The organism is Pseudomonas sp. efr-133-TYG-23, from assembly GCF_030209215.1.
GTDB classification, from domain to species: domain Bacteria; phylum Pseudomonadota; class Gammaproteobacteria; order Pseudomonadales; family Pseudomonadaceae; genus Aquipseudomonas; species Aquipseudomonas rhodesiae.
On the sequence record NZ_JARVSL010000032.1, the window covers coordinates 1 to 25,676 of the forward strand.

General features: G+C 56.9%; 20 protein-coding genes. 8 read left to right on the forward strand and 12 right to left on the reverse strand.

Annotated features, from left to right (window positions below):
• Together rsmG and mnmG are read right to left on the reverse strand one after the other, a co-directional pair.
• A partial coding sequence (gene rsmG, locus QRN41_RS21310) for a 16S rRNA (guanine(527)-N(7))-methyltransferase RsmG (protein WP_285422110.1) occupies positions 1–386 on the reverse strand: 386 nt, incomplete at its 3' end.
• Positions 383–2,275 carry a tRNA uridine-5-carboxymethylaminomethyl(34) synthesis enzyme MnmG gene (gene mnmG / locus QRN41_RS21315; RefSeq protein WP_285422111.1) on the reverse strand — a complete coding sequence of 631 codons (1,893 nt, stop codon included), beginning with the start codon at positions 2,273–2,275 and terminating at the stop codon, positions 383–385. The genes rsmG and mnmG, both read right to left, overlap by 4 nt.
• 561 nt (positions 2,276–2,836) lie before the next feature.
• Between mnmG and QRN41_RS21320 the strand changes: the two genes are divergently transcribed.
• The 3 genes from QRN41_RS21320 (at position 2,837) to QRN41_RS21330 (ending at position 6,816) form a co-directional block, all read left to right on the forward strand.
• Complete coding sequence (locus QRN41_RS21320) at positions 2,837–3,343, forward strand: sigma-70 family RNA polymerase sigma factor (protein WP_285422112.1); 507 nt, start codon at positions 2,837–2,839, stop codon at positions 3,341–3,343.
• The gene (locus QRN41_RS21325) at positions 3,343–4,287 is read left to right on the forward strand and encodes a FecR domain-containing protein (protein ID WP_285422127.1); all 945 of its coding nucleotides are present in this window, start codon (positions 3,343–3,345) and stop codon (positions 4,285–4,287) included. Before QRN41_RS21320 ends, QRN41_RS21325 begins: the two co-directional genes overlap by 1 nt.
• Positions 4,288–4,377: 90 nt before the next feature.
• Positions 4,378–6,816, forward strand: a complete 2,439-nt coding sequence (locus tag QRN41_RS21330) for a TonB-dependent siderophore receptor (RefSeq protein ID WP_285422113.1) — start codon at positions 4,378–4,380, stop codon at positions 6,814–6,816.
• A 19-nt stretch (positions 6,817–6,835) separates the two neighbouring features.
• Here the strand turns inward: QRN41_RS21330 and mnmE are convergent, their stop codons facing one another.
• From mnmE to rpmH, 5 genes are all read right to left on the reverse strand, one after another.
• Positions 6,836–8,206 carry a tRNA uridine-5-carboxymethylaminomethyl(34) synthesis GTPase MnmE gene (gene mnmE / locus QRN41_RS21335; protein ID WP_034139936.1) on the reverse strand — a complete coding sequence of 457 codons (1,371 nt, stop codon included), beginning with the start codon at positions 8,204–8,206 and terminating at the stop codon, positions 6,836–6,838.
• Between the two features lie 78 nt (positions 8,207–8,284).
• Positions 8,285–9,988 (reverse strand): membrane protein insertase YidC, encoded by a 1,704-nt coding sequence (yidC, locus tag QRN41_RS21340; RefSeq protein WP_034115592.1) that lies wholly within the window; start codon positions 9,986–9,988, stop codon positions 8,285–8,287.
• A gap of 2 nt (positions 9,989–9,990) precedes the next feature.
• The gene (yidD, locus tag QRN41_RS21345) at positions 9,991–10,236 is read right to left on the reverse strand and encodes a membrane protein insertion efficiency factor YidD (protein WP_080758814.1); all 246 of its coding nucleotides are present in this window, start codon (positions 10,234–10,236) and stop codon (positions 9,991–9,993) included.
• Complete coding sequence (gene rnpA / locus QRN41_RS21350) at positions 10,229–10,633, reverse strand: ribonuclease P protein component (protein WP_198712244.1); 405 nt, start codon at positions 10,631–10,633, stop codon at positions 10,229–10,231. Before rnpA ends, yidD begins: the two co-directional genes overlap by 8 nt.
• Positions 10,634–10,649: 16 nt before the next feature.
• The gene (gene rpmH, locus QRN41_RS21355) at positions 10,650–10,784 is read right to left on the reverse strand and encodes a 50S ribosomal protein L34 (RefSeq protein ID WP_003213577.1); all 135 of its coding nucleotides are present in this window, start codon (positions 10,782–10,784) and stop codon (positions 10,650–10,652) included.
• A 585-nt stretch (positions 10,785–11,369) separates the two neighbouring features.
• On the opposite strand from rpmH, the gene dnaA reads away from it, so the two are divergent.
• The 4 genes from dnaA to gyrB are packed head-to-tail and all read left to right on the forward strand — an operon-like array spanning position 11,370 to position 17,575.
• Positions 11,370–12,887 carry a chromosomal replication initiator protein DnaA gene (gene dnaA, locus QRN41_RS21360; protein WP_123479145.1) on the forward strand — a complete coding sequence of 506 codons (1,518 nt, stop codon included), beginning with the start codon at positions 11,370–11,372 and terminating at the stop codon, positions 12,885–12,887.
• Positions 12,888–12,925: 38 nt separating this feature from the next.
• Positions 12,926–14,029 carry a DNA polymerase III subunit beta gene (dnaN, locus tag QRN41_RS21365; protein ID WP_034139939.1) on the forward strand — a complete coding sequence of 368 codons (1,104 nt, stop codon included), beginning with the start codon at positions 12,926–12,928 and terminating at the stop codon, positions 14,027–14,029.
• Positions 14,030–14,049: 20 nt separating this feature from the next.
• Positions 14,050–15,153, forward strand: coding sequence for a DNA replication/repair protein RecF (gene recF / locus QRN41_RS21370; RefSeq protein WP_034139940.1), 1,104 nt, complete (start codon positions 14,050–14,052; stop codon positions 15,151–15,153).
• A gap of 4 nt (positions 15,154–15,157) precedes the next feature.
• Positions 15,158–17,575 (forward strand): DNA topoisomerase (ATP-hydrolyzing) subunit B, encoded by a 2,418-nt coding sequence (gene gyrB, locus QRN41_RS21375; protein ID WP_034139941.1) that lies wholly within the window; start codon positions 15,158–15,160, stop codon positions 17,573–17,575.
• A gap of 108 nt (positions 17,576–17,683) precedes the next feature.
• Here the strand turns inward: gyrB and QRN41_RS21380 are convergent, their stop codons facing one another.
• On the reverse strand, positions 17,684–18,406 hold the full coding sequence (locus QRN41_RS21380) for a response regulator transcription factor (protein WP_034136312.1): 723 nt from the start codon (positions 18,404–18,406) through the stop codon (positions 17,684–17,686).
• Positions 18,407–18,813: 407 nt separating this feature from the next.
• Here QRN41_RS21380 and QRN41_RS21385 point away from each other — a divergent pair, with 407 nt between their 5' ends.
• Complete coding sequence (locus tag QRN41_RS21385; RefSeq protein ID WP_285422114.1) at positions 18,814–21,093, forward strand: CHASE2 domain-containing protein; 2,280 nt, start codon at positions 18,814–18,816, stop codon at positions 21,091–21,093.
• A 181-nt stretch (positions 21,094–21,274) separates the two neighbouring features.
• Here the strand turns inward: QRN41_RS21385 and QRN41_RS21390 are convergent, their stop codons facing one another.
• The 4 genes from QRN41_RS21390 to glyQ form a co-directional block, all read right to left on the reverse strand.
• On the reverse strand, positions 21,275–22,045 hold the full coding sequence (locus tag QRN41_RS21390) for a lysophospholipid acyltransferase family protein (protein ID WP_034101628.1): 771 nt from the start codon (positions 22,043–22,045) through the stop codon (positions 21,275–21,277).
• Between the two features lie 83 nt (positions 22,046–22,128).
• The gene (gene gmhB, locus QRN41_RS21395; RefSeq protein ID WP_162276705.1) at positions 22,129–22,665 is read right to left on the reverse strand and encodes a D-glycero-beta-D-manno-heptose 1,7-bisphosphate 7-phosphatase; all 537 of its coding nucleotides are present in this window, start codon (positions 22,663–22,665) and stop codon (positions 22,129–22,131) included.
• Positions 22,666–22,667: 2 nt separating this feature from the next.
• Entirely contained in the window at positions 22,668–24,722 is a 2,055-nt protein-coding gene (glyS, locus tag QRN41_RS21400; RefSeq protein ID WP_034136314.1) for a glycine--tRNA ligase subunit beta, read from the reverse strand.
• Complete coding sequence (gene glyQ / locus QRN41_RS21405; RefSeq protein WP_003187265.1) at positions 24,719–25,672, reverse strand: glycine--tRNA ligase subunit alpha; 954 nt, start codon at positions 25,670–25,672, stop codon at positions 24,719–24,721. Before glyQ ends, glyS begins: the two co-directional genes overlap by 4 nt.
• Between the last annotated feature and the right edge of the window lie 4 nt (positions 25,673–25,676).

Sequence of the window (25,676 nt, forward strand, 5' to 3'; positions counted from 1 at the left end):
TGGATAACCTGCAGGTTATCCAATTTGAGTTCAAGTTTGACCTGAGTCAGGAAGCGCGTCTTCTTGCCGTTACTGTCCAGGCAAGTGACTTGAGACTCTGGAAACAGGATGGCCAGAGGGATGCCCGGCATGCCTCCGCCACTGCCCACGTCCAGCCAGCGACCATTTTCGATAAAGGGCATCACGCTCAAGCTGTCGAGCAAATGACGCGACACCATCTCGTCGGGATCGCGCACGGCCGTCAGGTTGTAAGCCTTGTTCCACTTGATCAGCAGGGCCAGATAGCCCAGCAGCAAGTCATGCTGGGCCGGGGTAAGGTCGACGCCCAACTGGCGCGCACCTGTGGATAACTCTTCGGCGTGTTGCGAGGTGACCAACGAACTCAAGCGCTTTGCTCCAACTGACGGCCCGCGCCGCGTTTTTTCAAATGAATCATCAACAGCGAGATCGCTGCCGGGGTAACGCCGGGGATCCGCGAAGCCTGGCCCAGGGTTTCAGGGCGAGTTATCCCCAGCTTGCTTTGGATCTCCTTCGACAGCCCGGAAATGCTGGTGTAGTCGATATCCACAGGTAACTTGGTGTCTTCACTGGCGCGCAAGCGGGCAATTTCATCCTGCTGGCGGTCAATGTAACCGGCGTACTTGGTTTTGATTTCAACCTGTTCGGCGACCTGTGGATCTTCTGCGCCCTGCCCCGTCACTTCGACCAAGCCAGCGTAGTCGATTTCCGGACGGGACAGCAGGTTCAGAAGGTTGTACTCGTGGGTCAGTGGCGTGCCGAACTTTTCGGCAATCGCGTCACCCTGCTCGGTGCCCGGGCGAACCCAAGTACTTTTCAGGCGTTGCTCTTCCAGCGCGATGCTCTCGCGTTTTTTGCAGAAAGCAGCCCAACGCACATCGTCAACCAGGCCCAGTTCGCGGCCTTTTTCGGTCAGGCGCAGATCGGCATTGTCTTCACGCAGGATCAAACGGTATTCCGCCCGCGAGGTAAACATCCGGTACGGTTCCTGGGTGCCCAGGGTAATCAGGTCATCGACCAATACACCGATGTATGCCTCATCGCGACGCGGGCACCAGCTGTCCTTGCCCTGGGCACGCAATGCTGCGTTTGTCCCGGCCAGTAAACCCTGGGCCCCGGCTTCTTCGTAACCGGTGGTGCCGTTGATTTGCCCGGCGAAGAACAAACCGCCGATCACTTTGGTTTCCAGGCTGTATTTCAGATCGCGGGGGTCGAAGTAGTCATATTCGATGGCGTAACCCGGGCGCACGATGTGTGCGTTTTCCATGCCGCGAATCGATTGCACGATCTGGATTTGCACATCGAAGGGCAGCGAAGTGGAAATGCCGTTCGGATACAACTCGTGGGTCGTCAGGCCTTCGGGCTCGATGAAGACCTGATGGCTTTCCTTGTCGGCAAAGCGGTGGATCTTGTCTTCGATCGATGGGCAATAGCGCGGGCCGACGCCTTCGATGACCCCGGAATACATCGGCGAGCGGTCGAGGTTCGCCGCGATGATTTCGTGGGTACGGGCATTGGTGTGGGTGATCCAGCAACTGACCTGTTTAGGGTGTTGCTCTTTGAAGCCCATGAACGACATCACTGGAATCGGCGTATCGCCCGCTTGTTCGGTCATCACCGAAAAGTCCACAGAACGCCCATCGATACGCGGCGGCGTCCCGGTTTTCAAGCGACCGACACGTAGCGGCAATTCACGTAGGCGTTTTGCCAGGGCAATCGACGGCGGGTCGCCGGCGCGACCGCCGGAATAATTCTGCATACCGATGTGGATAAGTCCGCCCAGGAACGTACCTGTGGTCAACACCACGGATTCTGCAAAGAAACGCAGGCCCATTTGGGTGACGACACCGCGCACCTGGTCTTGCTCAACGATCAGGTCATCGGCTGCCTGTTGGAATATCCACAGGTTCGGCTGGTTTTCCAGGGTTTCGCGCACCGCCGCCTTGTACAGGATGCGGTCGGCTTGTGCCCGAGTCGCTCGCACGGCAGGGCCTTTGCGGCTATTGAGTACGCGAAATTGAATACCGCCCTTGTCGGTGGCCATGGCCATCGCGCCGCCGAGGGCGTCGATTTCTTTGACCAGATGGCTTTTACCAATGCCACCGATGGCAGGGTTGCAACTCATCGCACCGAGGGTTTCCACGTTGTGCGTCAGCAGCAGGGTTTTGACGCCCATGCGCGCTGAGGCCAGTGCTGCCTCGGTACCGGCATGACCGCCGCCGATGACGATCACTTCAAAACGGGAAGGGAAATCCACCACGCACCTCGTGCCTGCTTATGTAGGTAATCAGGAATTGTCTGTTGAAAGGGTTTTGGAGCTTTGGCGGCAAGTATAGGGACTTAGCCCTTCCTAAAGAACCCTTTGCACAAAATTTAACCAGCTGTGGATGAATCACAGACAATAGAAATTAAAAGAGAGAAATTTATTAAATCTTTGTTTTTATGTTTATTTCTACTGAGCAAGCTTTCTGTGGATAGATTGCTGTAAGCCTTTATATTCGCTGTGTACAGAGGTTCAAAAGTCTGTGGTCATGTGCCGATAAGCCCGTTGGATAACTGCGTTAAGCCTGTGGATTAAAGTGATGGTTATCCACAGACGGGTTTATCCTTGGTTTTTAAGCCCTGTTATCAACTGGGTACAGTGGCGCTTACCCACAGGGCTTAATCCACAGATTTTCGCCATTCACCCTAGATTCGCCCATGGCGTAGCCACACCTATCTTCCGATTGGAGCCGATGACCTCATTGGGAGACCTATTGTGGGAAAACCACAGCGCAGTTAATAATAGCGATTATCATTAACCTATCTAACGCGCCCTATGCCTCTTCCTTCTCACACGGCAGCCGTCCAGCACATCTACGAGCAACACCACACGTGGCTGCGCGGATGGCTCAAAGGCAAATTAAATAACGCCTGTGATGCGGCCGATGTGGCCCACGATACGTTCGTGCGCATCTTGGGTGGACGACACGCCTCCCAGATTCTGGAACCGCGTGATTATCTGGCAACCATCGCCAGGGGCCTGGTGATTGATCGTTATCGACGAAGTGCCGTTGAACAGGCCTATAAGGAGGCCCTGACTGAACGTCCTGAGATCACCGTCGTTAGTGAGGAGGACAAAGCGCTCATCATCGAAACATTAGTCGCTGTGGATAAAGCCCTGCACGCGCTTGGCGGGCGTGCACGAACAATCTTCATGCTGTCCCAGATCGATGGGCTGACTTATCAACAGATCGCCGATCAACTGCAGGTTTCGCTCACAACTGTGAAAAAACACATGATCCGAGCGTTTACCGAGTGTTCATTGATCATGGCCAACTCCTGATGGCCGCCCCCGACCGCGACACCTTTGAAGCCGCCGCCACTTGGTATGTGCAATTTCAGTCTCAAGCTCCCACACCCGCCGAACACCATGCCTGGCAGCAATGGTTGAGGCGCGACCCTTCCCATCTGGCCGCTTGGAACCAGCTCGAACAGCTGCAACGCAGTCTGGGCGGGTTACCACAGGACGTTACTCGGCGTGCGCTGTCGACGACTCAACAACGCCGGCAAGTACTTAAATGGATGCTGGTGCTTGGCGGTGGGGGCTATCTCGGTTGGAATCTTCAGCAACACAGTGGCGTGGGAACGTTGTTGGCTGACTACCGCACGCCGATTGGCAAACATCAACGTATCCAATTGGCCGACGGCACCCGAATCGAACTCAACACTCGCTCAGCAATCGATGTGATATTCGACGAACGGCAGCGGCTTATTCGTCTGCGCGAGGGTGAGGTACTTATCCACACCGGCAGGTTGGCGGCGCAGCTACCCTTCTATGTTGAAACCCGCCAAGGTCGGGTTCAGGCATTGGGCACCCGCTTTACCGTACGTCAGCTGGCCGATTCCACTCGCGTTGGAGTGTTGGAGGATCGCGTACAGGTGTCACCCGTAGACAATCCTTCCTCTGGCCAACTCCTCAAGGCGGGGCAGAGCGCCGACTTTGATCGGCTTAATGTCGGCGCGATCCTTCCCTTCACCGCAACCCAGACCGCCTGGATCGACGGTCAATTAATCGTGCTGGATGCGCGGCTTGGCGATGTAATCGACGAGTTGTCACGCTATCGTCCCGGAGTCCTGCAATGCGATGCCGTCTCGGCCCGTCTGCGCGTATCCGGTACGTTCCGTCTGGACGCCACCGATGCAGTACTGACCAACCTGCAAGCCACCTTGCCTATCCAAGTGAAATACTTCACCCGCTATTGGGTTTCGATAACGCCAATCGGTTGATCGAAAATAATTCACCAGGAGGGTTACCTTTTTTTCACCTGGCGCGGCCCTACAGGTAATTACGACAATACCTTTAGGGTTTATCCGCCAATGCGCCTCCCCATCCAGCTACGCCAGCGACTTTCCTGCCATGGCATGACCTATGGTCTGCTGATTGCCACTGCCACCGCAGCCAGTACCCTGTCTGCCACCGGCGTCTTGGCCGCCAACATGGTGCAGCATTACGCCGTTGCGGCCGGTTCGCTGGACAGGGCTTTAAGCCAGTTTGCGGCCAGCGCAAATGTGATCTTGTCTTTTTCGCCGGAGCAGACCGCACGGCTGACGACACCTGGGCTCGAGGGCGACTACTCGATTGATCAGGGGTTCGCTTTGCTGCTGCAAAACACTGGGTTGTCGGCGGTCGCCCAAGCTCCTGGCAGCTACGTATTGCAGGTCGCTCCTGCAGACCAACTCACGCTTGCGCCAACGACGGTGAGTACTTATCAACAGGATGGTTTCAACCGGGATATCTCTGGGGATGTGGGCTACAAGGCGCAGAACAGTCGGATCGGTACCAAAACCAGTACGCCCTTGTCGGAAACACCGCGTTCAGTCTCGGTTGTCACCGGTCAGCGCATCAAGGATCAGAAGGCGCAAAGCCTGACGGAAGTGTTGGGGTACGTGCCTGGCATCTTCGCGCCACCCTTTGCCGCCGGCGACAGTCTGGCAGGCGACCTGTTTTTCATCCGCGGTTTCAACGCCACTGACTACGGCTACGGCCTGCTGCGAGATGGCCTACGCGTGCAAGGCAATCGATACGACACCACCAGCGAGCCTTACGGCCTAGAGCGCGTTGAAGTTTTCCGCGGTCCCTCCTCCCTGCTCTATGGCGAAAACGCGCCGGGCGGCCTGGTTAATCTGGTCAGCAAACATCCGACGGCCACGCCCCAAGGTGAGGTGCAACTCGGGTATGGCTCCAATAACCGCCGCCAGTTGGGTGTGGATATCTCAGGCCCGCTCAACGGTGATGACAACGTCCTCGGCAGGCTGGTGATGCTGGGGCGAAAATCCGATACGCAAACCGACCATGTACCGGATGACCGGCTCTATCTTGCGCCGTCCTTGACGCTCAACTTCGACGATTACAACACCCTGACCCTGCTGGCCAATTACCAGAAGGATCACACTAACCTGGAACTCGGCCTCCCGGCTGCGGGAACTCTGCTTACCAACCCTAACGGCAAGTTATCCAAGCACACGATGCTGGGTAATCCGGACTGGAACACCTTCGAACGTGAAGCCTGGAGCACGGGTTACGAATTCAGTCACAGCTTCAACGACGACTGGCAGTTCAGGCAGAACTCCCGTTACATGCAGTCGCGCATCAACCGCCATGAAACCTGGCCCAGCGCCCTGAACAATCGCGGCTTTGGCACGCAACTGAACATGACCGCCTACGATCGCTATAACAAATCAATGGTTTACTCCCTGGATAACCAACTGGAGGGAAAATTCCGACTCGGCGATTTGGAAAATACCGTGCTGTTGGGCGCCAGCTACGACCGTACCTCGTTCAACCAGGATTGGGACGCAGGGTTTGCGGGGACCATTAATGTGTATAACCCCGTGTACCTGCGCGATCCGCTGACCCCCATCGCAGTACAAAACACCCTGCTTGAGCAACAAATGAAAGGGGTTTATGCACAGGTACAGAGCAAATACGAGCACTGGTTGTTCTTACTCGGCGGTCGTCAGGACTGGGTGGACAGCGAATTCCGCGACAAGGTGAACAAGGCCAGCAACACCCAGGCGGAAGACCGCAAATTCACCTATCAGGGCGGAGTCATGTACCAGTTCGACAACGGCCTGACGCCGTATGTCAGCTATTCCACCGCGTTCGTCCCTGTACAGCAGATCTCCAACGCCGGCTCACCGTTAAAACCGATCACCAGCAGCCAATACGAAGTGGGCGTTAAATACGAACCGCTCGGCTGGGACACGGCGATGACGCTGTCGGTGTATGACCTGCGTAAACAGGACGACACCTACCTCGACGCCACCACCAACAGCTATCGGCAGGTAGGTGAAAGTCGCGCCAAGGGTGTGGAAGTGGAGGTCAACAGTAACCTCACGCAGAATCTCAATGTGACGGCAGCCTATACCTACACCGATGCGCGTATTACCAAGGATTCGGCCACGTCGTTGGTCGAAGGGCATCAGATGACGGGCGTCCCGCGCAACCAGGCTTCCGTGTGGAGCAAGTATCGCTTCCTTGACGGTCAGCTTAAGGGGCTCTCCCTAGCTGGGGGTGTTCGCTATTTCGACAGTACTTTTTCCTACACCGCGCCGACGTTGTACGGCAAATTGGACGCAGGAAGCGTCACATTGGTGGATGCCGCGGTTGGTTACCAGATTGATAAGCACTGGTCCGTGGATCTGAATGCGAAAAACCTGTTCGACAAGGAATATGTGTCCGGTTGCAACGACGCGGGGCGTTGCTACTGGGGTGACAGCCGTACCTTGCTCGGTACGGTGTCTTACAACTGGTGACCAGGTTGTGGATAACCGGTTACTTGCCGATGCAGAAGCTGGAAAAGATCCGCCCAAGTAAATCATCGGAGCTGAAGGCGCCGGTGATTTCCCCCAATAGCTGCTGAGCCTGTCTCAAGTCTTCGGCCAGCAGCTCCCCTGCTCCTGCTAAGGTCAATTGTGCGCGTCCGTGCTCCAAGGCCGCGCTGGCCCGACGCAGCGCTTCGAGGTGCCGACGGCGAGCGCTGAAGCTGCTTTCCGAGGTCTGTTCGTAGCCCATGCAGGCTTTGAGGTGATCGCGCAGCAGCTCCAAGCCTTCCCCTGCGGATTTGGCGCTCAGACTGAGGGTGACATGGCCATCTTCGCTGGTTTGCAGAGCGATCGCTTCTCCCGTCAAGTCGGCTTTGTTACGGATCAACGTGACCTTGGCCGGATCCGGCCGCTGCTCCAGAAACTCCGGCCATAGGGCAAAAGGATCCACAGCCTCCGGTGCCGTGGCGTCCACGACCAACAGCACACGATCAGCTTCACCGATGGCCTTGAGTGCTCGCTCAACGCCAATTTTTTCCACCTGGTCATCGGTATCACGCAAACCAGCCGTATCGACGACGTGCAATGGCATGCCATCGATGTGGATATGTTCGCGCAGGATATCTCGGGTCGTGCCGGCGATCTCAGTCACGATGGCCGCTTCCCGACCTGCCAACGCGTTGAGCAGGCTGGATTTACCGGCGTTGGGGCGACCTGCGATCACCACCGTCATGCCGTCACGCAGCAATGCCCCCTGACCGGCCTCACGCAGAACTGTGGATAACTCGTCGCGGACTTTGTCCAGCATCGCCAACACGTGGCCATCGGCAAGAAAGTCGATTTCTTCCTCTGGGAAATCTATCGCCGCCTCAACGTAGATACGCAGACCGATCAACTGTTCCGTAAGGTTATGCACACGCAAAGAAAATGCGCCTTGAAGCGAGCGCAGCGCATTGCGCGCCGCCTGTGCGGAACTGGCCTCAATCAAATCCGCGATAGCTTCGGCCTGGGCCAGGTCCAGCTTGTCATTCAAGAACGCTCGCTCGCTGAATTCCCCTGGCCGAGCCAGACGGCAACCCAATTGCAGACAGCGCTGCAGCAGCATATCCAACACAACCGGGCCGCCGTGTCCCTGCAGTTCCAGAACGTCTTCACCGGTGAACGAATTCGGGCCAGGAAAATACAGCGCCAGTCCTTCATCCAACACCTCGTTCTCGGCATCCAGGAACGGGCCGTAATGCGCGTATCGGGGCTTCAGGTCTCGCCCGCTGATGGCCTTGGCGGCTACGCCAGCAAGCGGCCCGGAAATACGAACGATACCGACGCCGCCACGACCTTGAGCGGTAGCGACAGCAGCGATGGTTTCACGAGGAGCGCTCATCAACAGGTTCCAGAACAAATGTGACGGAAAGCAAAACGCCCCACTAGGGGGCGTCTTGAGTGGTTATCCACAGAGTAATTACGCCGCAGCTTTTTGGGTAGCCGCTTCGATTTTACGTGTGATGTACCACTGTTGAGTAATCGACAACACGTTGTTGACCACCCAGTACAGCACCAGACCCGCCGGGAACCACAGGAAGAAGAAGGTGAAGATGATCGGCATCATTTTCATCACCTTGGCCTGCATCGGATCCGGAGGCGTTGGGTTCAGACGCTGCTGGATAAACATGGTCGCGCCCATGATGATCGGCAGGATAAAGAACGGGTCTTTGATCGACAGGTCAGTTATCCACAGCATGAACGGTGCCTGACGCATTTCCACGCTTTCCAGGAGTACCCAGTACAGCGACAGGAATACCGGCATCTGTACGAGAATCGGCAAGCATCCACCCAGCGGGTTGATCTTCTCTTTCTTGTACAGCTCCATCATGGCCTGCGACATTTTCTGCCGGTCATCACCATGTTGCTCTTTCAATGCAGCCAGTTTCGGCGCCACGGCACGCATGCGCGCCATCGACTTGTAGCTGGCGGCCGACAGAGGGAAGAATATGCCCTTGATCAGCATGGTCAGGAAGATGATCGACCAGCCCCAGTTACCGACGATGCTGTGGATATGTTGCAACAACCAGAAAATCGGTTGAGCAATGAACCACAGAATGCCGTAGTCCACAGTCAATTCCAGACCTGGGGACAACTCTTTGAGCACAGCCTGGCTTTTCGGGCCGGCATACAGAGTCGCGCTGGTTTCGCCGGTGGCACCGGGCGCGACGGTCAACGACGGGCCGGTGTAGCCAATGATGTAGTTACCCTTGGAGTCCTTGCGGGCCAGAACCACGTTATTCTGGCCTGGCTGTGGAATCCACGCGGTCACGAAATAGTGCTGCAACCAGGCAACCCAACCGCCGTTCACGTTGTAGGTGATGGCTGGCTTGGTCTTGTCTTCGCTCACCTTGTCCATGTCTTTCATGGACACTTTTTTGTACGGTTCCGAACTTGTCCACAGGGCGGCGCCCAGGTAAGTCGCGGTGCCCGTAGCTGTACTGGACGAAGGATCGGAGCTGGCGTCGCGCTTGAGTTGCGCGAACATCGCGCCGTTCCAAGGCTGAGCGCTCTGGTTGTCGATCAGGTAGGTGACAACGATGTCATACAGACCACGCTTGAGCGTGAACCGCTTGATGTAGTTGACGCCATCCTTGCTGAACTTCAGGTCTACGACCAATTGGTCCTGACCGTCAGCCAGTTGATAACTTTTCTTCTCCGAAGAGAAAACCGGACGACCGGCTTGGCTTGCATCGGGACCGTTGGTACCGATCAGACCGCTTTGAGCCTGGTAAATACGCTCGCCACCGTTATCGAACAGCTGGAAAGGGATTTCCGGATGGTCTTGGCGGCGTGGGTACAGCGGCAGGGTCAGCTTGGCTACGTCACCACCTTGTGGGTCGACTGCCAGGTCCAACACATCCGTTTTGATCTGGATGAGGTCGGTGCTTGCTGCAACTGGAACTTCGGCGGGCGCCTTGGCTTCGCCTGCTGCGCGTGGAATGTCATCACTGGCGGCAGCGTTAGTGCCACTTGCCGTGTCGGGAAGTCCCGCAGGTGCAGTGTTGACGGCAACATTCTGAGTCGGCAGGGCAGCTTGGCCATAGTCTTGGTTCCACTTAAGAACCATAACGTAGGACACGATTGCCAGGGCGACGATCAGGATCGTGCGTTTAATATCCATGATTACTCGGCCATCGAAGAAGAACGGGAGGTGGGGACAGGTGGAACCGGGTCATAACCACCGGGATTCCACGGATGACAGCGACCTAAACGACGAAAGGTCAGCCAGCCACCGCGCAGAAGACCATGATTTTCTATGGCCTCTAACGCGTAGCAGGAACAACTGGGGTAGAAACGACAGTGGTTGGCCATCAGAGGACTAATGGCGTAGCGGTAAAACTGGATCGGAACGAGGGCCAGTTTACGCATCGTTGCTGTCTACCCCTACAGTTTCGGGGCTGGCTGGAGGTGCTGGCTTGTGGGTACGCGCCAAACGTTTCCAGAGCTTGCCGAAATGCTGAATCAATTCGGGGTTTTCTACATCCCCCAAGCCTTTACGCGCGACGATAACAATATCCCAACCAACCAGTGTGTCCTGGTGGAGGCGAAACGATTCGCGCATCAGACGCTTGAGGCGATTGCGCTCAACGGAGAGCTTTACGCTCTTTTTGCCGATCACCAACCCGAGACGGGGGTGATCCAGATCGTTGTTACGCGCAAGGAGCAGGAGATTTTTCCCCGGAACCTTGCCGGTGGGGGAGTCAAAGACTGCCTTGAAATGCCGGGGAGTTAGCAGACGCTTTTCCCGACTGAAGTCCTGACTCACCACCAGTGCCGGATTATCAAACTGCCAGACGCGCACGACCTTTGGCGCGGCGACGCGACAGGACGGCACGACCGTTCTTGGTAGCCATGCGGGCACGGAAGCCGTGGGTACGGGCGCGTTTGATGGTGCTGGGTTGGAAAGTACGTTTCATGGCGTTGTTACCTGGTTCGTCACAACGGGCCGGAATGGCCCCCGTTTTAAGAGACCGGCGATTCTAGAGAAAGCAAGCCTCTAGGTCAATTTCCAACCAGCTATTCCTTTAATTAGATCTGAATACGGCAGCGTCGCTGTTTTCACCGTTCAGACACTCATCAACACGAACCTAGATATAGAAATAAAGAAGGAAGTTATTTAAAGCTTTTCTGTAAAGCTTATAAAAGCTATGCAGTCCATCCTCTGTGGATAACTGCCTCAAGCCCTTATTCCACTTGATGTACAGAGAATGACAACACAGGGGAGAAACGGTGTTCTGCCTGTGCTGCGCTGTCGGATAAGCTGTGGGTGGAATGGCCTTTTATCCACAGGCCAGTTACCCACAGACTTTCGGACCTACTTGTGCAACGAGCTCAGGTACGCTTATCCACAGAGCTTATGCACAGACCATCGGTCGGCTTTTTCAAGGTTGAGGCATTGATTTTGGCTGGGGTGTCAGCAAGCTACATGTGGATAAGTGGACAGCTGATCGCTACAATGGCGGCTGTTTTTGCCTCACCGGCTTTCAACTTAGGGGATATCCGTGTCAGTGGAACTTTGGCAGCAGTGCGTGGAGCTTTTGCGCGATGAGCTGCCTGCCCAGCAATTCAACACCTGGATCCGTCCGCTACAGGTGGAAGCCGAAGGCGACGAGTTGCGTGTCTACGCGCCCAATCGGTTTGTGCTCGACTGGGTCAACGAGAAGTATCTGAGCCGTGTTCTCGAATTGCTCGACGAACATGGCAATGGTCTCGCCCCAGTGCTCTCCTTATTAATAGGTAGCAAACGCAGCTCCGCGCCTCGCGCTGCACCTAATGCACCGCTGGCGGCTGCGGCGTCTCAAGCCCAGGTGGCGACCGCACCGGCTGCCCCGACGCCTTCCGCTGCGCCGACGCCCTCCAAATCGTCGACGCAAAAAAATGCGCCGGAGCATGAAGAGCCGTCCCGCGATAGCTTCGACCCGATGGCAGGAGCCAGTTCCCAACAGGCCCCTGTTCGTGCCGAGCAGCGCACTGTGCAGGTCGAAGGTGCGCTCAAGCACACCAGTTACCTGAACCGCACATTCACCTTTGAAAACTTCGTCGAGGGTAAATCCAACCAGCTGGCGCGCGCCGCTGCCTGGCAGGTCGCCGACAACCCCAAGCATGGTTACAACCCGCTCTTCCTTTATGGTGGCGTCGGCTTGGGTAAGACCCACTTGATGCACGCTGTGGGTAACCATCTATTAAAGAAGAATCCGAATGCCAAGGTCGTATACCTGCACTCGGAGCGCTTCGTGGCTGATATGGTCAAGGCCTTGCAGCTCAACGCTATCAACGAATTCAAGCGTTTCTATCGCTCTGTTGATGCCTTGCTGATCGATGACATTCAATTCTTCGCCCGCAAGGAACGTTCCCAGGAAGAGTTTTTCCACACGTTCAACGCTCTGCTCGAAGGCGGCCAGCAGGTTATTCTGACCAGCGACCGTTACCCGAAGGAAATCGAAGGTCTGGAAGAACGCTTGAAGTCCCGCTTCGGCTGGGGCTTGACGGTTGCCGTAGAGCCGCCGGAGCTTGAAACCCGCGTCGCGATCCTGATGAAAAAGGCCGACCAGGCCAAGGTTGAGCTTCCCCACGATGCGGCGTTCTTTATCGCCCAACGCATTCGCTCCAACGTGCGGGAGCTGGAAGGTGCGCTCAAGCGGGTAATTGCCCACTCGCATTTTATGGGCCGCGATATCACGATTGAGCTGATTCGCGAATCTCTGAAAGACCTGCTGGCTCTGCAAGACAAGCTGGTGAGTGTGGATAACATCCAGCGCACTGTGGCCGAGTACTACAAGATCAAGATTTCCGACCTGCTGTCCAAGCGTCGTTCGCGCTCGGTAGCACGTCCGCGTCAGGTGGCCATGGCCCTCTCCAAGGAGTTGACCAACCATAGCCTGCCGGAAATCGGTGATGTATTTGGTGGTCGCGACCACACCACGGTCTTGCACGCGTGCCGCAAGATCAACGAACTTAAGGAATCCGACGCGGATATTCGCGAGGACTACAAGAACCTGCTGCGTACACTGACTACGTGATGACACCAGCGCAGCTTATTAAGGCAAGGGACTAGACCATGCATTTCACCATTCAACGCGAAGCCCTGTTGAAACCCCTGCAACTGGTCGCAGGCGTCGTCGAGCGCCGTCAGACCTTGCCGGTACTCTCTAACGTATTGCTGGTGGTCGAAGGCCAGCAATTGTCCTTGACCGGTACCGACCTGGAAGTCGAGTTGGTGGGTCGTGTGCAGTTGGAAGAGCCTGCTGAACCGGGCGAGATCACCGTACCGGCGCGCAAGTTGATGGATATTTGCAAAAGCCTGCCGAACGATGCGCTGATCGACATCAAGGTTGATGAACAGAAGCTGGTGGTAAAAGCTGGCCGTAGCCGTTTCACTCTGTCCACGCTGCCGGCCAATGATTTCCCGACCGTCGAAGAGGGTCCTGGCTCGCTGACGTGCAGCCTGGAACAGAGCAAACTGCGTCGTTTGATTGAGCGCACCAGCTTCGCCATGGCCCAGCAGGATGTGCGGTATTACCTGAACGGCATGTTGCTTGAAGTATCCGAAGGCGTCATCCGCGCGGTCGCTACCGACGGTCACCGCTTGGCGATGTGCTCAATGCGCGCCGATATCGGTCAGCCCGATCGTCATCAAGTCATCGTGCCACGCAAAGGTATTCTTGAACTGGCACGCCTGCTCACTGAGCCGGACGGCAATGTGAGCATCGTGTTGGGGCAGCATCACATCCGCGCCACTACGGGCGAATTCACGTTCACCTCCAAGCTGGTAGATGGCAAGTTCCCGGATTACGAGCGTGTATTGCCTAAAGGTGGCGACAAGCTGGTGATCGGCGATCGCCAGGCGCTGCGCGAAGCGTTCAGTCGTACTGCCATTCTGTCCAACGAAAAGTACCGTGGTATCCGCCTGCAACTGGCCAATGGTCAGCTGAAGATCCAAGCTAACAACCCAGAACAGGAAGAAGCGGAAGAAGAAGTGGGCGTCGACTACAACGGCGGCTCGCTGGAAATCGGCTTCAACGTGAGCTACCTCTTGGACGTGCTGGGTGTGATGACCACCGAACAGGTTCGCCTGATTCTGTCGGACTCCAACAGCAGCGCGCTGGTGCAGGAATCCGATAACGACGACTCGGCTTACGTTGTCATGCCGATGCGCCTGTAACCATGCTCAGCAGAAGCTAGATGTCCCTCAGTCGCGTCTCGGTCACCGCGGTGCGCAATCTGCACCCGGTGACCTTCTCCCCCTCCCCCCGCATTAACATCCTCCACGGCGCCAATGGCAGTGGCAAAACCAGTGTGCTGGAAGCCATTCATTTGTTGGGGCTCGCGCGTTCCTTTCGTAGCGCTCGTCTTTTGCCGGTTATTCAATACGAACAGTTGGCTTGCACCGTGTTTGGCCAGGTCGAACTGGCTGAGGGTGGGCACAGCAGTTTGGGAATATCCCGTGATCGCGGGGGCGAGTTTCAGATCCGCATAGATGGGCAAAATGCACGCAGCGCGGCTCAGTTGGCCGAAATTCTGCCGCTGCAGCTGATCAATCCGGATAGCTTCCGGCTACTGGAAGGTGCGCCAAAAATACGTAGGCAATTCCTCGATTGGGGAGTGTTCCACGTGGAACCGCGATTTATGGCCACATGGCAGCGCCTGCAGAAGGCCCTGCGGCAGCGGAACTCGTGGCTGCGGCATGGTACACTTGACGCCGCTTCGCAAGCGGCCTGGGACCGTGAACTGTGCCTGGCCAGCGACGAAATAGATGAATACCGCCGTGCCTACATCAAAGCCTTGAAACCAGTCTTTGAACAGACCTTGAAAGAGTTACTGGATCTCGAAGGGCTGACGTTGAGCTACTACCGTGGTTGGGACAAAGAGCGTGAACTCAGTGCAGTTCTTGCCACTTCCTTGCAGCGGGATCAGCAGATTGGCCACACCCAGGCCGGCCCTCAACGGGCTGATTTGCGTCTTAGGTTAGGCGCTCATAATGCCGCGGACATCTTGTCCCGCGGTCAGCAAAAGTTGGTGGTGTGCGCTCTGCGTATCGCCCAGGGCCACTTGGTGAGCCAGGCCCGGCGCGGTCAATGTATTTATCTGGTGGATGACTTGCCGTCCGAACTCGACGAGCAACATCGCCGTTCGTTATGCCGCTTGTTGGAAGACTTACGCTGCCAAGTGTTTATCACTTGTGTAGACCACGAATTATTGAGGGAAGGCTGGCAGACGGAAACGCCAGTCGCTTTGTTCCACGTGGAACAAGGCCGTATCACCCAGACCCACGACCATCGGGAGTGAAGGCATGAGCGAAGAAAACACGTACGACTCGACCAGCATTAAAGTGCTGAAAGGTTTGGATGCCGTACGCAAACGTCCCGGTATGTACATTGGCGACACTGATGACGGTAGCGGTCTGCACCACATGGTGTTCGAGGTGGTCGACAACTCCATCGACGAAGCTCTGGCCGGTCACTGCGACGACATCAGCATCATCATCCATCCGGATGAGTCCATCACCGTGCGCGACAACGGTCGTGGTATCCCGGTGGATGTGCATAAAGAAGAAGGCGTATCTGCAGCAGAGGTCATCATGACCGTGCTCCACGCTGGCGGTAAATTCGACGACAACTCCTATAAAGTTTCCGGCGGATTGCACGGTGTAGGTGTTTCGGTGGTGAACGCTTTGTCTGAAGAGCTGATCTTGACCGTACGTCGTAGCGGCAAGATCTGGGAGCAGACCTATGTGCACGGTGTGCCTCAAGCGCCTATGGCCATCGTGGGAGACAGCGAAACCACGGGCACCCAGATTCACTTCAAGGCTTCCAGCGAGACCTTCAAGAATATTCATTTCAGCTGGGACATTCTGGCCAAACGCATCCGTGAACTGTCTTTCCTTAACTCCGGTGTAGGTATCGTCCTCAAAGACGAGCGCAGCGGTAAGGAAGAACTGTTCAAGTACGAAGGCGGTTTGCGTGCGTTCGTTGAGTACCTGAACACCAACAAGACTCCGGTCAACCAGGTGTTCCACTTCAACATCCAGCGTGAAGACGGCATCGGCGTGGAAATCGCCCTGCAATGGAACGACAGCTTCAACGAGAACCTGTTGTGCTTCACCAACAATATTCCGCAGCGCGACGGGGGGACTCACCTTGTGGGTTTCCGTTCGGCGCTGACGCGTAATCTCAATACCTACATCGAAGCCGAAGGCCTGGCCAAGAAGCATAAAGTCGCCACTACGGGTGACGATGCACGCGAAGGCCTGACGGCGATCATCTCGGTGAAAGTGCCGGACCCTAAGTTCAGCTCCCAGACCAAAGACAAGCTGGTGTCTTCCGAAGTGAAGACCGCCGTGGAACAGGAGATGGGTAAATACTTCTCCGACTTCCTGCTGGAGAACCCGAACGAGGCCAAGCTGGTTGTCGGCAAGATGATCGATGCCGCTCGCGCGCGTGAAGCGGCGCGTAAGGCTCGTGAGATGACCCGTCGTAAAGGCGCGCTGGATATCGCTGGCCTGCCGGGCAAATTGGCGGACTGCCAAGAGAAAGACCCTGCCCTCTCCGAACTGTACCTGGTGGAAGGTGACTCTGCTGGCGGTTCCGCCAAGCAGGGTCGTAACCGCCGTACCCAAGCCATCCTGCCGTTGAAAGGTAAGATCCTCAACGTTGAGAAGGCGCGCTTCGACAAGATGATTTCCTCTCAGGAAGTCGGCACCTTGATCACGGCGTTGGGCTGCGGTATTGGCCGCGAAGAGTACAACATCGACAAATTGCGTTATCACAACATCATCATCATGACCGATGCTGACGTCGACGGTTCGCACATTCGTACCCTGCTGCTGACGTTCTTCTTCCGTCAACTGCCAGAGCTGATCGAGCGCGGCTACATCTACATCGCTCAGCCACCGTTGTACAAAGTGAAAAAAGGCAAGCAAGAGCAATACATCAAAGACGACGACGCCATGGAAGAGTACATGACGCAGTCGGCCCTGGAAGATGCCAGCCTGCACTTGAATGACGAAGCGCCAGGCATTTCCGGTGAAGCGTTGGAGCGCCTGGTTAACGACTTCCGAATGGTGATGAAGACCCTCAAGCGCCTGTCGCGCCTGTACCCGCAGGAGTTGACCGAGCACTTCATCTACCTGCCGGCCGTTAGCCTGGAACAGCTGAGCGACCACGCAGCAATGCAAGATTGGCTGGCTCAGTATGAAGTGCGTCTGCGCACCGTTGAGAAATCCGGTCTGGTCTACAAGGCCAGCCTGCGTGAAGACCGTGAGCGTAATGTCTGGCTGCCTGAGGTCGAGCTGATTTCCCACGGCCTGTCGAACTACATTACCTTCAACCGCGACTTCTTCGGCAGCAACGATTACAAGACCGTGGTGACACTGGGCGCACAACTAAGCACCCTGCTCGACGACGGTGCTTACATCCAGCGTGGCGAGCGTAAGAAGCAGGTTAAGGAATTCAAAGAAGCTCTTGACTGGCTGATGGCAGAAAGCACCAAGCGTCACACCATCCAGCGGTACAAAGGTCTGGGCGAAATGAACCCCGATCAATTGTGGGAAACCACCATGGACCCAAGCCAGCGTCGTATGCTGCGCGTGACCATCGAAGATGCGATTGGCGCGGACCAGATCTTCAACACCCTCATGGGTGATGCGGTCGAACCTCGTCGTGACTTCATCGAAAGCAACGCCTTGGCAGTTTCTAACTTGGATTTCTAAGTTCGATTAACGCGCCATAAACAAGAAAGGCCAACGCTCTGCGTTGGCCTTTTTTATTATTTGGATGACCGCATTTTTGCAAATGCTCCACGTGGAACATCGGTCTACTCAACCCGCCGAGCTGGTAGGAACACTTTCCAAGCGATAGCCATATCCATAAATGGTTAACAGCTGCCATCCCCTATCGGCAGTCAGTCCCAGCTTATTACGCAGTCGATAGATATGGGTATCTAACGGCCGAGACGAGACCATTTCTTCGTGCGTCCAGAATCGCTCATAGAGGTATTCACGAGACAGCGGACGCGCCAGATTGGCGAACAGGCAGCTGGCCAATCGGTACTCGCGCTCGGTGAGGTTGATCGGTTTTCCTGCGCGAGTGACTGTCAGTTCAGCATCGTCAAAAGTCAGGTCGTTGAAACTTTGCACTTCATGGGTCGTGGATTTTTGCAGGCCATGGCGGCGAAGAACCGCGCTGACACGCGCCTTCAATTCATTCGGGCGAAAAGGTTTGCTGACATAGTCATCGGCACCGCTGTTCAACGCCGTGACAATATCGCTTTCAGCGTCACGGCTGGTCAGCATGATGACCGCAGGGGGCGCATCCATGTGTTCGCGTGTCCAGCGCAGCAGTGCGATACCCGTGATGTCTGGCAATTGCCAGTCGAGTATCAGCAGATCAAAGGTTTCTCGACGTAACTGGCGTAGCAGGTCTTCACCCCGCTCGAAACAATGCAGGGTCCAAGGCTGTTCAGTGGTACCAGGAATTTGTCGCAGTGTCTGTTCCACCCGGCGCAATTCCGCGGGTTCGTCATCCAGTATTGCGACACGCATGGGTGGGTCCTTTCATTGAAGAGTACGGCAGCCGTCAGCCTGTTCAAGGCACGTACTGCGCAGATGCCGGCCGTTGAATCTGAAGAATTGTGCTCAGAAACGGCGCTCCCTGGATCTCTCGGTAGGCTGAAGTCCATGAGCGGTTAACCCATTGGAAATTCTCGCTACCTAGGAAGGGAAGATACCGACTCCCGATAGTAAGGAAAAGGCTCAGCCGACGCATGTGCTGTCGTAGACTCCTGTCCTCAAAAACGAGTTACCGCCCCATAATCCCATCGTGCTCAATTCGCCATGGCCAATGCCTTCATGAACATCAAGCAGCAAACATCGTCCCGCGGGTCGAAAATGAGCTTCACTGGGTTCAAGGCGTGTGTGCCTATCCAGCCACTGCTTAGATACGGTGACCTATGATGCTTTGGGGCAAGGCCGAAAAACGCCAACCCACCCACGCCCAGCGCTTGTTTCACGGCTTGGTGCGCGAATGGGTGTGGATCGGCTTGCTGCTGCTGCCTATGACGGCCTACCTGTCGGTGAGTTCGGGGTTGGCGCTGAATAACTCCTTCTATGACACTTTTCGCCGCCTCACTCCTCTACCGGTGGACCCGCGCGTGTTGCTGGTGACCATCGACGAACCGAGCCTCAAGAAACTGGGGCCGTGGCCATGGCCGCGCAGCTTGCACGCCGATTTGATTGACCGCCTCAATGCCGCACAACCGGCAGGGATCCTTTTCGATGTCATCTTCAGCGAACCAGAGGAACCTGCGAGCGACAAGCGCCTGTCTGACGCCGTATGTAACGCCGGCAATGTAGTGCTGCCGTTGGTTCGCGAAGGCTCTTCTCGCTATAGCCAGGCCGACGCGCAAATGTTGCCCCTGCTTAAATGTGCCAGAGGGCTGGGTCATATCAACGTAGAAGCCGACAACGACGGTGTGGTGCGACGCCTGTACCTGCGTGAGGGACCTGTCGGTGCCACGGTCCCGCAGTTGGCCTGGTTGGCTTATGAAATGAGCGATGAAACGAAGCCGATGCCAGGCAACCCGCAGGCGTCGATATTGCAACATTGGCAGCGCGAACATGGGGTTCGCGTCCCTGTTATTGCGCCTGGTGCCCGATTTCCCAGTGTGTCCTATGTCAGCGTATTGCATGGCGAAGTACCACCTGAAATGCTGCATGGTCGCTTGATTCTAGTGGGGGGGATGGACTCAGGCTTGGGCGATTATTTTTTCAGCCCGCTCTCTTCCACTGTCGGCGCCACGGCCGGGTTGGACATCCAGGCCAACGTTCTCAATGCCTTGCTCCAGGGACGCAGCGTCGTGGATCTGCCTGGATGGCTGGCGGCACTGATAGCGACGAGTCTTGTGGCGGTGCTGCTGGGCCTGCTGCTTCATCGTCCCCGCTATGCCTTGTGGATGACCGTGGGCTGCATGCTTGCGGCGTTGCTTATCGCTTTGGGGTTACTGCGGTTGGGCCACTGGTGGTCACCCGCCGCGTGTTTGATCGGTTTGCTGCTCAGCTACCTGGTCTGGAATTGGCGTCGCCTGAGTGTGATCCTGGCCTATTTCGGTTGGGAGCTGGCGCGTCTGGATAACGAACCCAAGGTGCTTCCCGAACGGCGCCGCGCACCCGCCAGCCGCGGTGATGTGTTGCAAGCGCGCATTTTTGCCTTGGAACAGGCTGTCAGCCGCACGCGGGATACTCGCCGTTTTATGGCCGATGGGTTGGAATGCCTGCCGGTGGCCACGCTGATTACCGACCCCCGCGGCAATATTCTTTTGGCTAACCGCATTGCCCGTGAGGTGTTCGGTAATGACCTGGTCGCCGAAAACCTGCTGGAGCAACTTGCCGATCTGGGCTACCCACCGCTGCACAACGGCGTGCGCCCTGCCCTGTCGGCGTTGGAATTGGTGGAGTTTCGCGATATCCATCAACGTAGTCTGCGCATGGAGCTTGCCCCGTTGCTACCGGCCGAAGGGGACGTCGCCCTCGGCTGGCTGCTGAGCCTCACCGACCTGAGCAAAGAGCGCGAGGCCCAGCAGCATCGAGAAACCATGCTGCGGTTCCTGTCCCATGACCTGCGCGCGCCCCACTCGGCCATCCTCGCGTTACTGGATGTGCACAGCGGTGAGTCGCCGGTGTTTGCCCAGGTCGAACAACAAGTTCGACGTGCGCTGAGCCTAACGGAGTCATTTGTGCAGTTGGCGAAAGCTGAGGCTGACGGTTATCAATTCCAGCCGACCTTATTCGCCATGTTGGTGATGGATGCCTTCGACCAAGTGGCAGTGATCGCCCAGCTCAAAGGCATACATCTGGTTCATGACCTGGATGAGACTGACGAAGGCATGGTGTCAGCCGACCAATCGCTGCTGACGCGTGCGTTGTTTAACGTGCTTGAGAATGCCGTCAAATACTCACCTTCCGGGACTACCGTCAGGTTGAGTCACGCCAGTGAGCAGGGCTGGTTGGAATGCCGGATCAGCGACCAGGGCCCAGGTATAGCACCAGAGGATTTGCCGGAGCTGTTCAGCCAGTACCGGCGCTTTGATTCTGCACAGGGCAGCGAAGGGCTTGGGTTGGGGCTAACAATGGTTAAAGCCGTTGTTGAGCGCCATAGAGGCCGGATCGACTGCGAAAGTACACTGGGCAAAGGCACCGCTTTCAGCCTACGTTTGCCTCTTTTAGATGAATGAGTAAGGCTTTTTCACAAGGCACAAAAAAACCGGTCATCAGGACCGGTTTTTTTATAGCTGGAAAAACTTATGCACGGTTTTTGTGATTTTATTCTTTTTTTGAATATTCAATAAAATCAGCAAGTTATGTTTAAAAAAGAGCCATTTGCCAACAATCCGTGCACAGGTTATCCACAGAACTTCAAACGACGGGCGTGTCCACCACCACGGGCTCCGGAGGCAGCGAACCCATGGCACGTTGCTGCGCTTCATTCCACGCCTGAGCACGGTCGTTCAGCGCTGCAATAGCCCTTGGGCCCTCTCCTTCGGCGTACATCGGCTCGCCAATCACCACGGTGATCGTGCCTTCGCGTTTGGCCCAGCCAGTTTTTGGCCAAAATTTGCCGGCGTTATGGGCAATCGGCAATACCGGCAGATTGGCGTTGACCGCCAAAGCAGTCCCGCCACGGGAGAACTTGCCCACAGTGCCGTAGGGTACTCGTGTGCCTTCGGGGAAGATCAGTACCCACACACCATCTTTGAGTAGCTCATCGCCCTTCTTGGCAACGTGCTTGAGCGCGGCCTTGGGGTTGTCTCGATCAATCGCGATCGGCCGCAACATCGCCATGGCCCAACCGAAGAACGGGACATACAGCAGTTCGCGCTTGAGCACCTGGCTCAAGGGCGAAAAGTATGCCGAGAGAAAGAACGTTTCCCAGGTGCTCTGATGGTTCGACAGAATCACGCAAGGCTGCTGCGGGACGTTTTCCGCGCCCTTGACCTCGAAACGGATATTCAGGAATACCTTGGCCAACCACAAAGCGCAGCGGCACCAGTAGACGTTGATAAAGCGATAGCGCGCCTTGAACGGCAGGAACGGCGCAATAAAAAAGCTCAGGGTGCACCAAAGAAACGAACTGGTGCCCAGCAGCAGGTAAAAGAAAAAGGTTCTGATGGCCTGCAAGATCGACATGGCGGCATTTACCGTTGCGGGACACGGCCCGCCTGTTGAACAGCGCACTCCCGAACAATCCTTGGTCAGGAAGTCGAGGGCGGCTAGTTGTTGATAAGTTCTGCGGCAACTGCCGCCAGATCGTCAAAAATCAAAGTGCCTACCGGCAGGTTTTTCGCCTGGGTCTTTTCGCCTTTCCCGGTCTTTACCAAAACTGGCTGAGAGTCGACGGCCTTGGCCGCCTCCAGGTCACCGAGGCTGTCCCCGACGAACCATATCCCAGCCAATGGCACGTTGTAATGTTTTGCAATGGTTTTCAACATGCCCGGCTTAGGTTTGCGGCAATCGCAGCCTTCGTCCGGTCCATGGGGGCAGTACACCACCAACCCCACCTCACCGCCCTGCTCGGCCACCAACGTGCGCAAGCGCGCGTGCATGGCGTCCAGGGTGGCGAGGTCATAGTAGCCACGGGCAATGCCGGACTGGTTGGTGGCGACGGCCACCGTCCAGCCGGCTTTGCTCAACTGCGCAATGGCCTCGATCGAGCCGGGCAGTGGAATCCACTCCTCCACCGACTTGATGTAAGCGTCGGAGTCGTAATTGATCACCCCGTCCCGATCGAGAATCAGCAGTTTCAGCATGGTCAGCTCAGGGTCGAAATATCGGCGATATTGACGAACAAGCCGCGCAGACGCGCGAGCATGGCGTAGCGATTTTTCCGCACACCAGCATCTTCGGCATTGATCATCACCGCTTCGAAGAACGCATCCACCGGCTCACGCAAGGTAGCCAGGCGCGCCAGTGCTTCGGCGTAATTGCGTTCTGCAATCAGCGGTTTCACCGCATTCTCGGCCTTGGCGATGGCCGAGTTCAGCGAGAACTCCTTGGCATCGGCAAACAGGCCAGGGTCGACGTCGGCATTGCCCAGGCCTTCGGCCTTGCTCAGCAGGTTCGACACACGCTTGTTCACGGCCGCCAGCGCATCGGCTTCCGGCAACTTACGGAACGCCTGCACGGCTTGTACGCGCTGGTCGAAGTCCAGTGCCGAACCCGGTTGCAGAGCGCGAACCGACAGGTATACCGACACGTCCACGCCCTCGTCTTCATAACGCGCACGCAGACGGTCGAACACGAATTCCAGCACTTGCTCAGCCAGGCCGGCCTGCTTGACCTTGCCGCCGAACTGACCGACCGCGAACACCACGGCCTGGGTCAGGTCGAGGTCGAGCTTTTTGTCGATCAGAATGCGCAGCACGCCCAAGGCCGCGCGGCGCAGGGCATAGGGGTCTTTGCTCCCGGTCGGCAGCATGCCGATACCGAAGATGCCGACCAGGGTGTCCAGCTTATCGGCGATGGCCACGGCCGCGCCGGTCAGGGTGGACGGCAACTCGGCGCCGGCACCGCGCGGCATGTACTGCTCGTTCAGCGCCAGAGCCACGTCGTTCGGCTCGCCGTCGTTGAGGGCGTAGTAGTAACCGGCGACGCCTTGCATCTCGGGGAACTCACCGACCATCTCGGTGGCCAGGTCGCACTTGGACAGCAAGCCCGCACGCGCGGCCCAGGCGGCATCACCGCCAATGCGCGGTGCAATGTAAGCGGCCAGTTTCGAAACCCGTACGGCCTTGTCATAGACACTGCCGAGTTTTTCCTGGAACACCACGTTCTGCAGGCGCAGGTTGAAGTCTTCCAGCTTCTGCTTCTTGTCTTGCTTGAAGAAGAACTCGGCGTCGGTCAGGCGCGGGCGAACGACTTTCTCGTTACCGGCGATGATCTGCTGCGGGTCCTTGCTTTCGATGTTGGCCACGGTGATAAAGCGCGGCAGCAACTTGCCGTCCATGTCCAGCAGGCAGAAATACTTCTGGTTGTCCTGCATGGTGGTGATCAGGGCTTCCTGCGGCACGTCGAGGAAGCGCTCTTCGAACGAGCACACCAAAGGCACCGGCCATTCAACCAGCGCGGTCACTTCGTCGAGCAGGTTCGGCGGTACGATGGCGGTGCCTTCCTGCAGGCGGGCCAACTCTTCGGTGCGCTTGCTGATCAGTTCACGACGTTCATTGGCATCGGCCAATACGTAAGCGCCGCGCAGGTCATTGAGGTAATTGGCCGGCGAGGTGATGCGCACGCTTTGCGGATGATGGAAACGGTGACCGCGGGAGTCGCGGCCGGCTTTCTGGGCGAGGATGGTGCAGTCGATGACCTGATCACCGAGCAGCATCACCAACCACTGGGTCGGACGCACGAACTCTTCCTTGCGCGCGCCCCAGCGCATGCGCTTGGGAATCGGCAGGTCGTTCAGAGAGTCTTCGACAATGGTCGGCAACAGGCTGGCGGTCGGCTTGCCGGTAATCACCTGGCTAAAGCGCAGTTTCGGACCGCTTTGATCGATGTCGCTCAGCTCGACACCACATTTTTTGGCAAAGCCAAGGGCGGCTTGGGTCGGGTTACCTTCGGCGTCGAACGCGGCCTGGCGCGGCGGGCCGTCGAGGTTGATGCTGCGGTCCGGCTGTTGGGTTTCCAGCGCGGTCAGCAACACGGCCAGGCGGCGCGGCGCGGCGTAGACTTTTTTCGCCTCAAACTTCAAACCTGCGGTCTGCAGGCCTTTTTCGATCCCGGCCAGGAACGCATCGGCCAGGGTATTGAGTGCCTTGGGTGGCAGCTCTTCGGTGCCCAGTTCAACCAGGAAATCTTGAGCACTCATTGTGCAGCCTCCAGCTTAGCCAACACTTCATCACGCAGGTCTGGGGTTGCCATCGGGAAGCCCAGCTTGGCGCGTGCCAGCAGGTAGGCTTGGGCGACGGAACGCGCCAGGGTGCGTACACGCAGGATGTATTGCTGACGCGCGGTCACCGAGATGGCGCGGCGGGCGTCCAGCAGGTTGAAGGTATGGGAAGCCTTCAACACCATTTCATAGCTCGGCAACGGCAGCGGCTGATCCAACTCGATCAGGCGCTTGGCTTCGCTTTCATAGAAATCGAACAGTTCGAACAGCTTGTCGACATTGGCGTGTTCGAAGTTATAGGTCGACTGCTCCACTTCGTTCTGGTGGAACACGTCGCCATAGGTGACTTTGCCGAACGGGCCGTCAGCCCATACCAGGTCGTAGACCGAGTCCACACCTTGCAGGTACATCGCCAGGCGTTCCAGGCCGTAGGTGATTTCGCCGGTCACCGGGTAGCACTCGATGCCGCCGGCCTGCTGGAAGTACGTGAATTGCGTCACTTCCATACCGTTGAGCCAGACTTCCCACCCCAGACCCCAGGCGCCCAGGGTCGGCGATTCCCAGTTGTCTTCGACGAAACGGATGTCGTGTACCAGAGGGTCCAGGCCCACATGCTTGAGCGAGCCCAGGTACAGTTCCTGGAAATTGTCCGGGTTGGGCTTCAATACCACCTGGAACTGGTAGTAGTGCTGCAGACGGTTCGGGTTTTCGCCGTAGCGGCCGTCAGTCGGGCGGCGACTGGGCTGCACATAAGCGGCGTTCCAGGTTTCCGGGCCGATGGCCCGCAGGAATGTTGCGGTGTGGAAAGTGCCGGCGCCTACTTCCATATCGTAGGGCTGAAGTACCACACAACCTTGCTCGGCCCAGTATTGCTGGAGGGCGAGGATCAAGTCTTGGAAGGTACGCACGGCTGGCGTAGGCTGGCTCACGAAA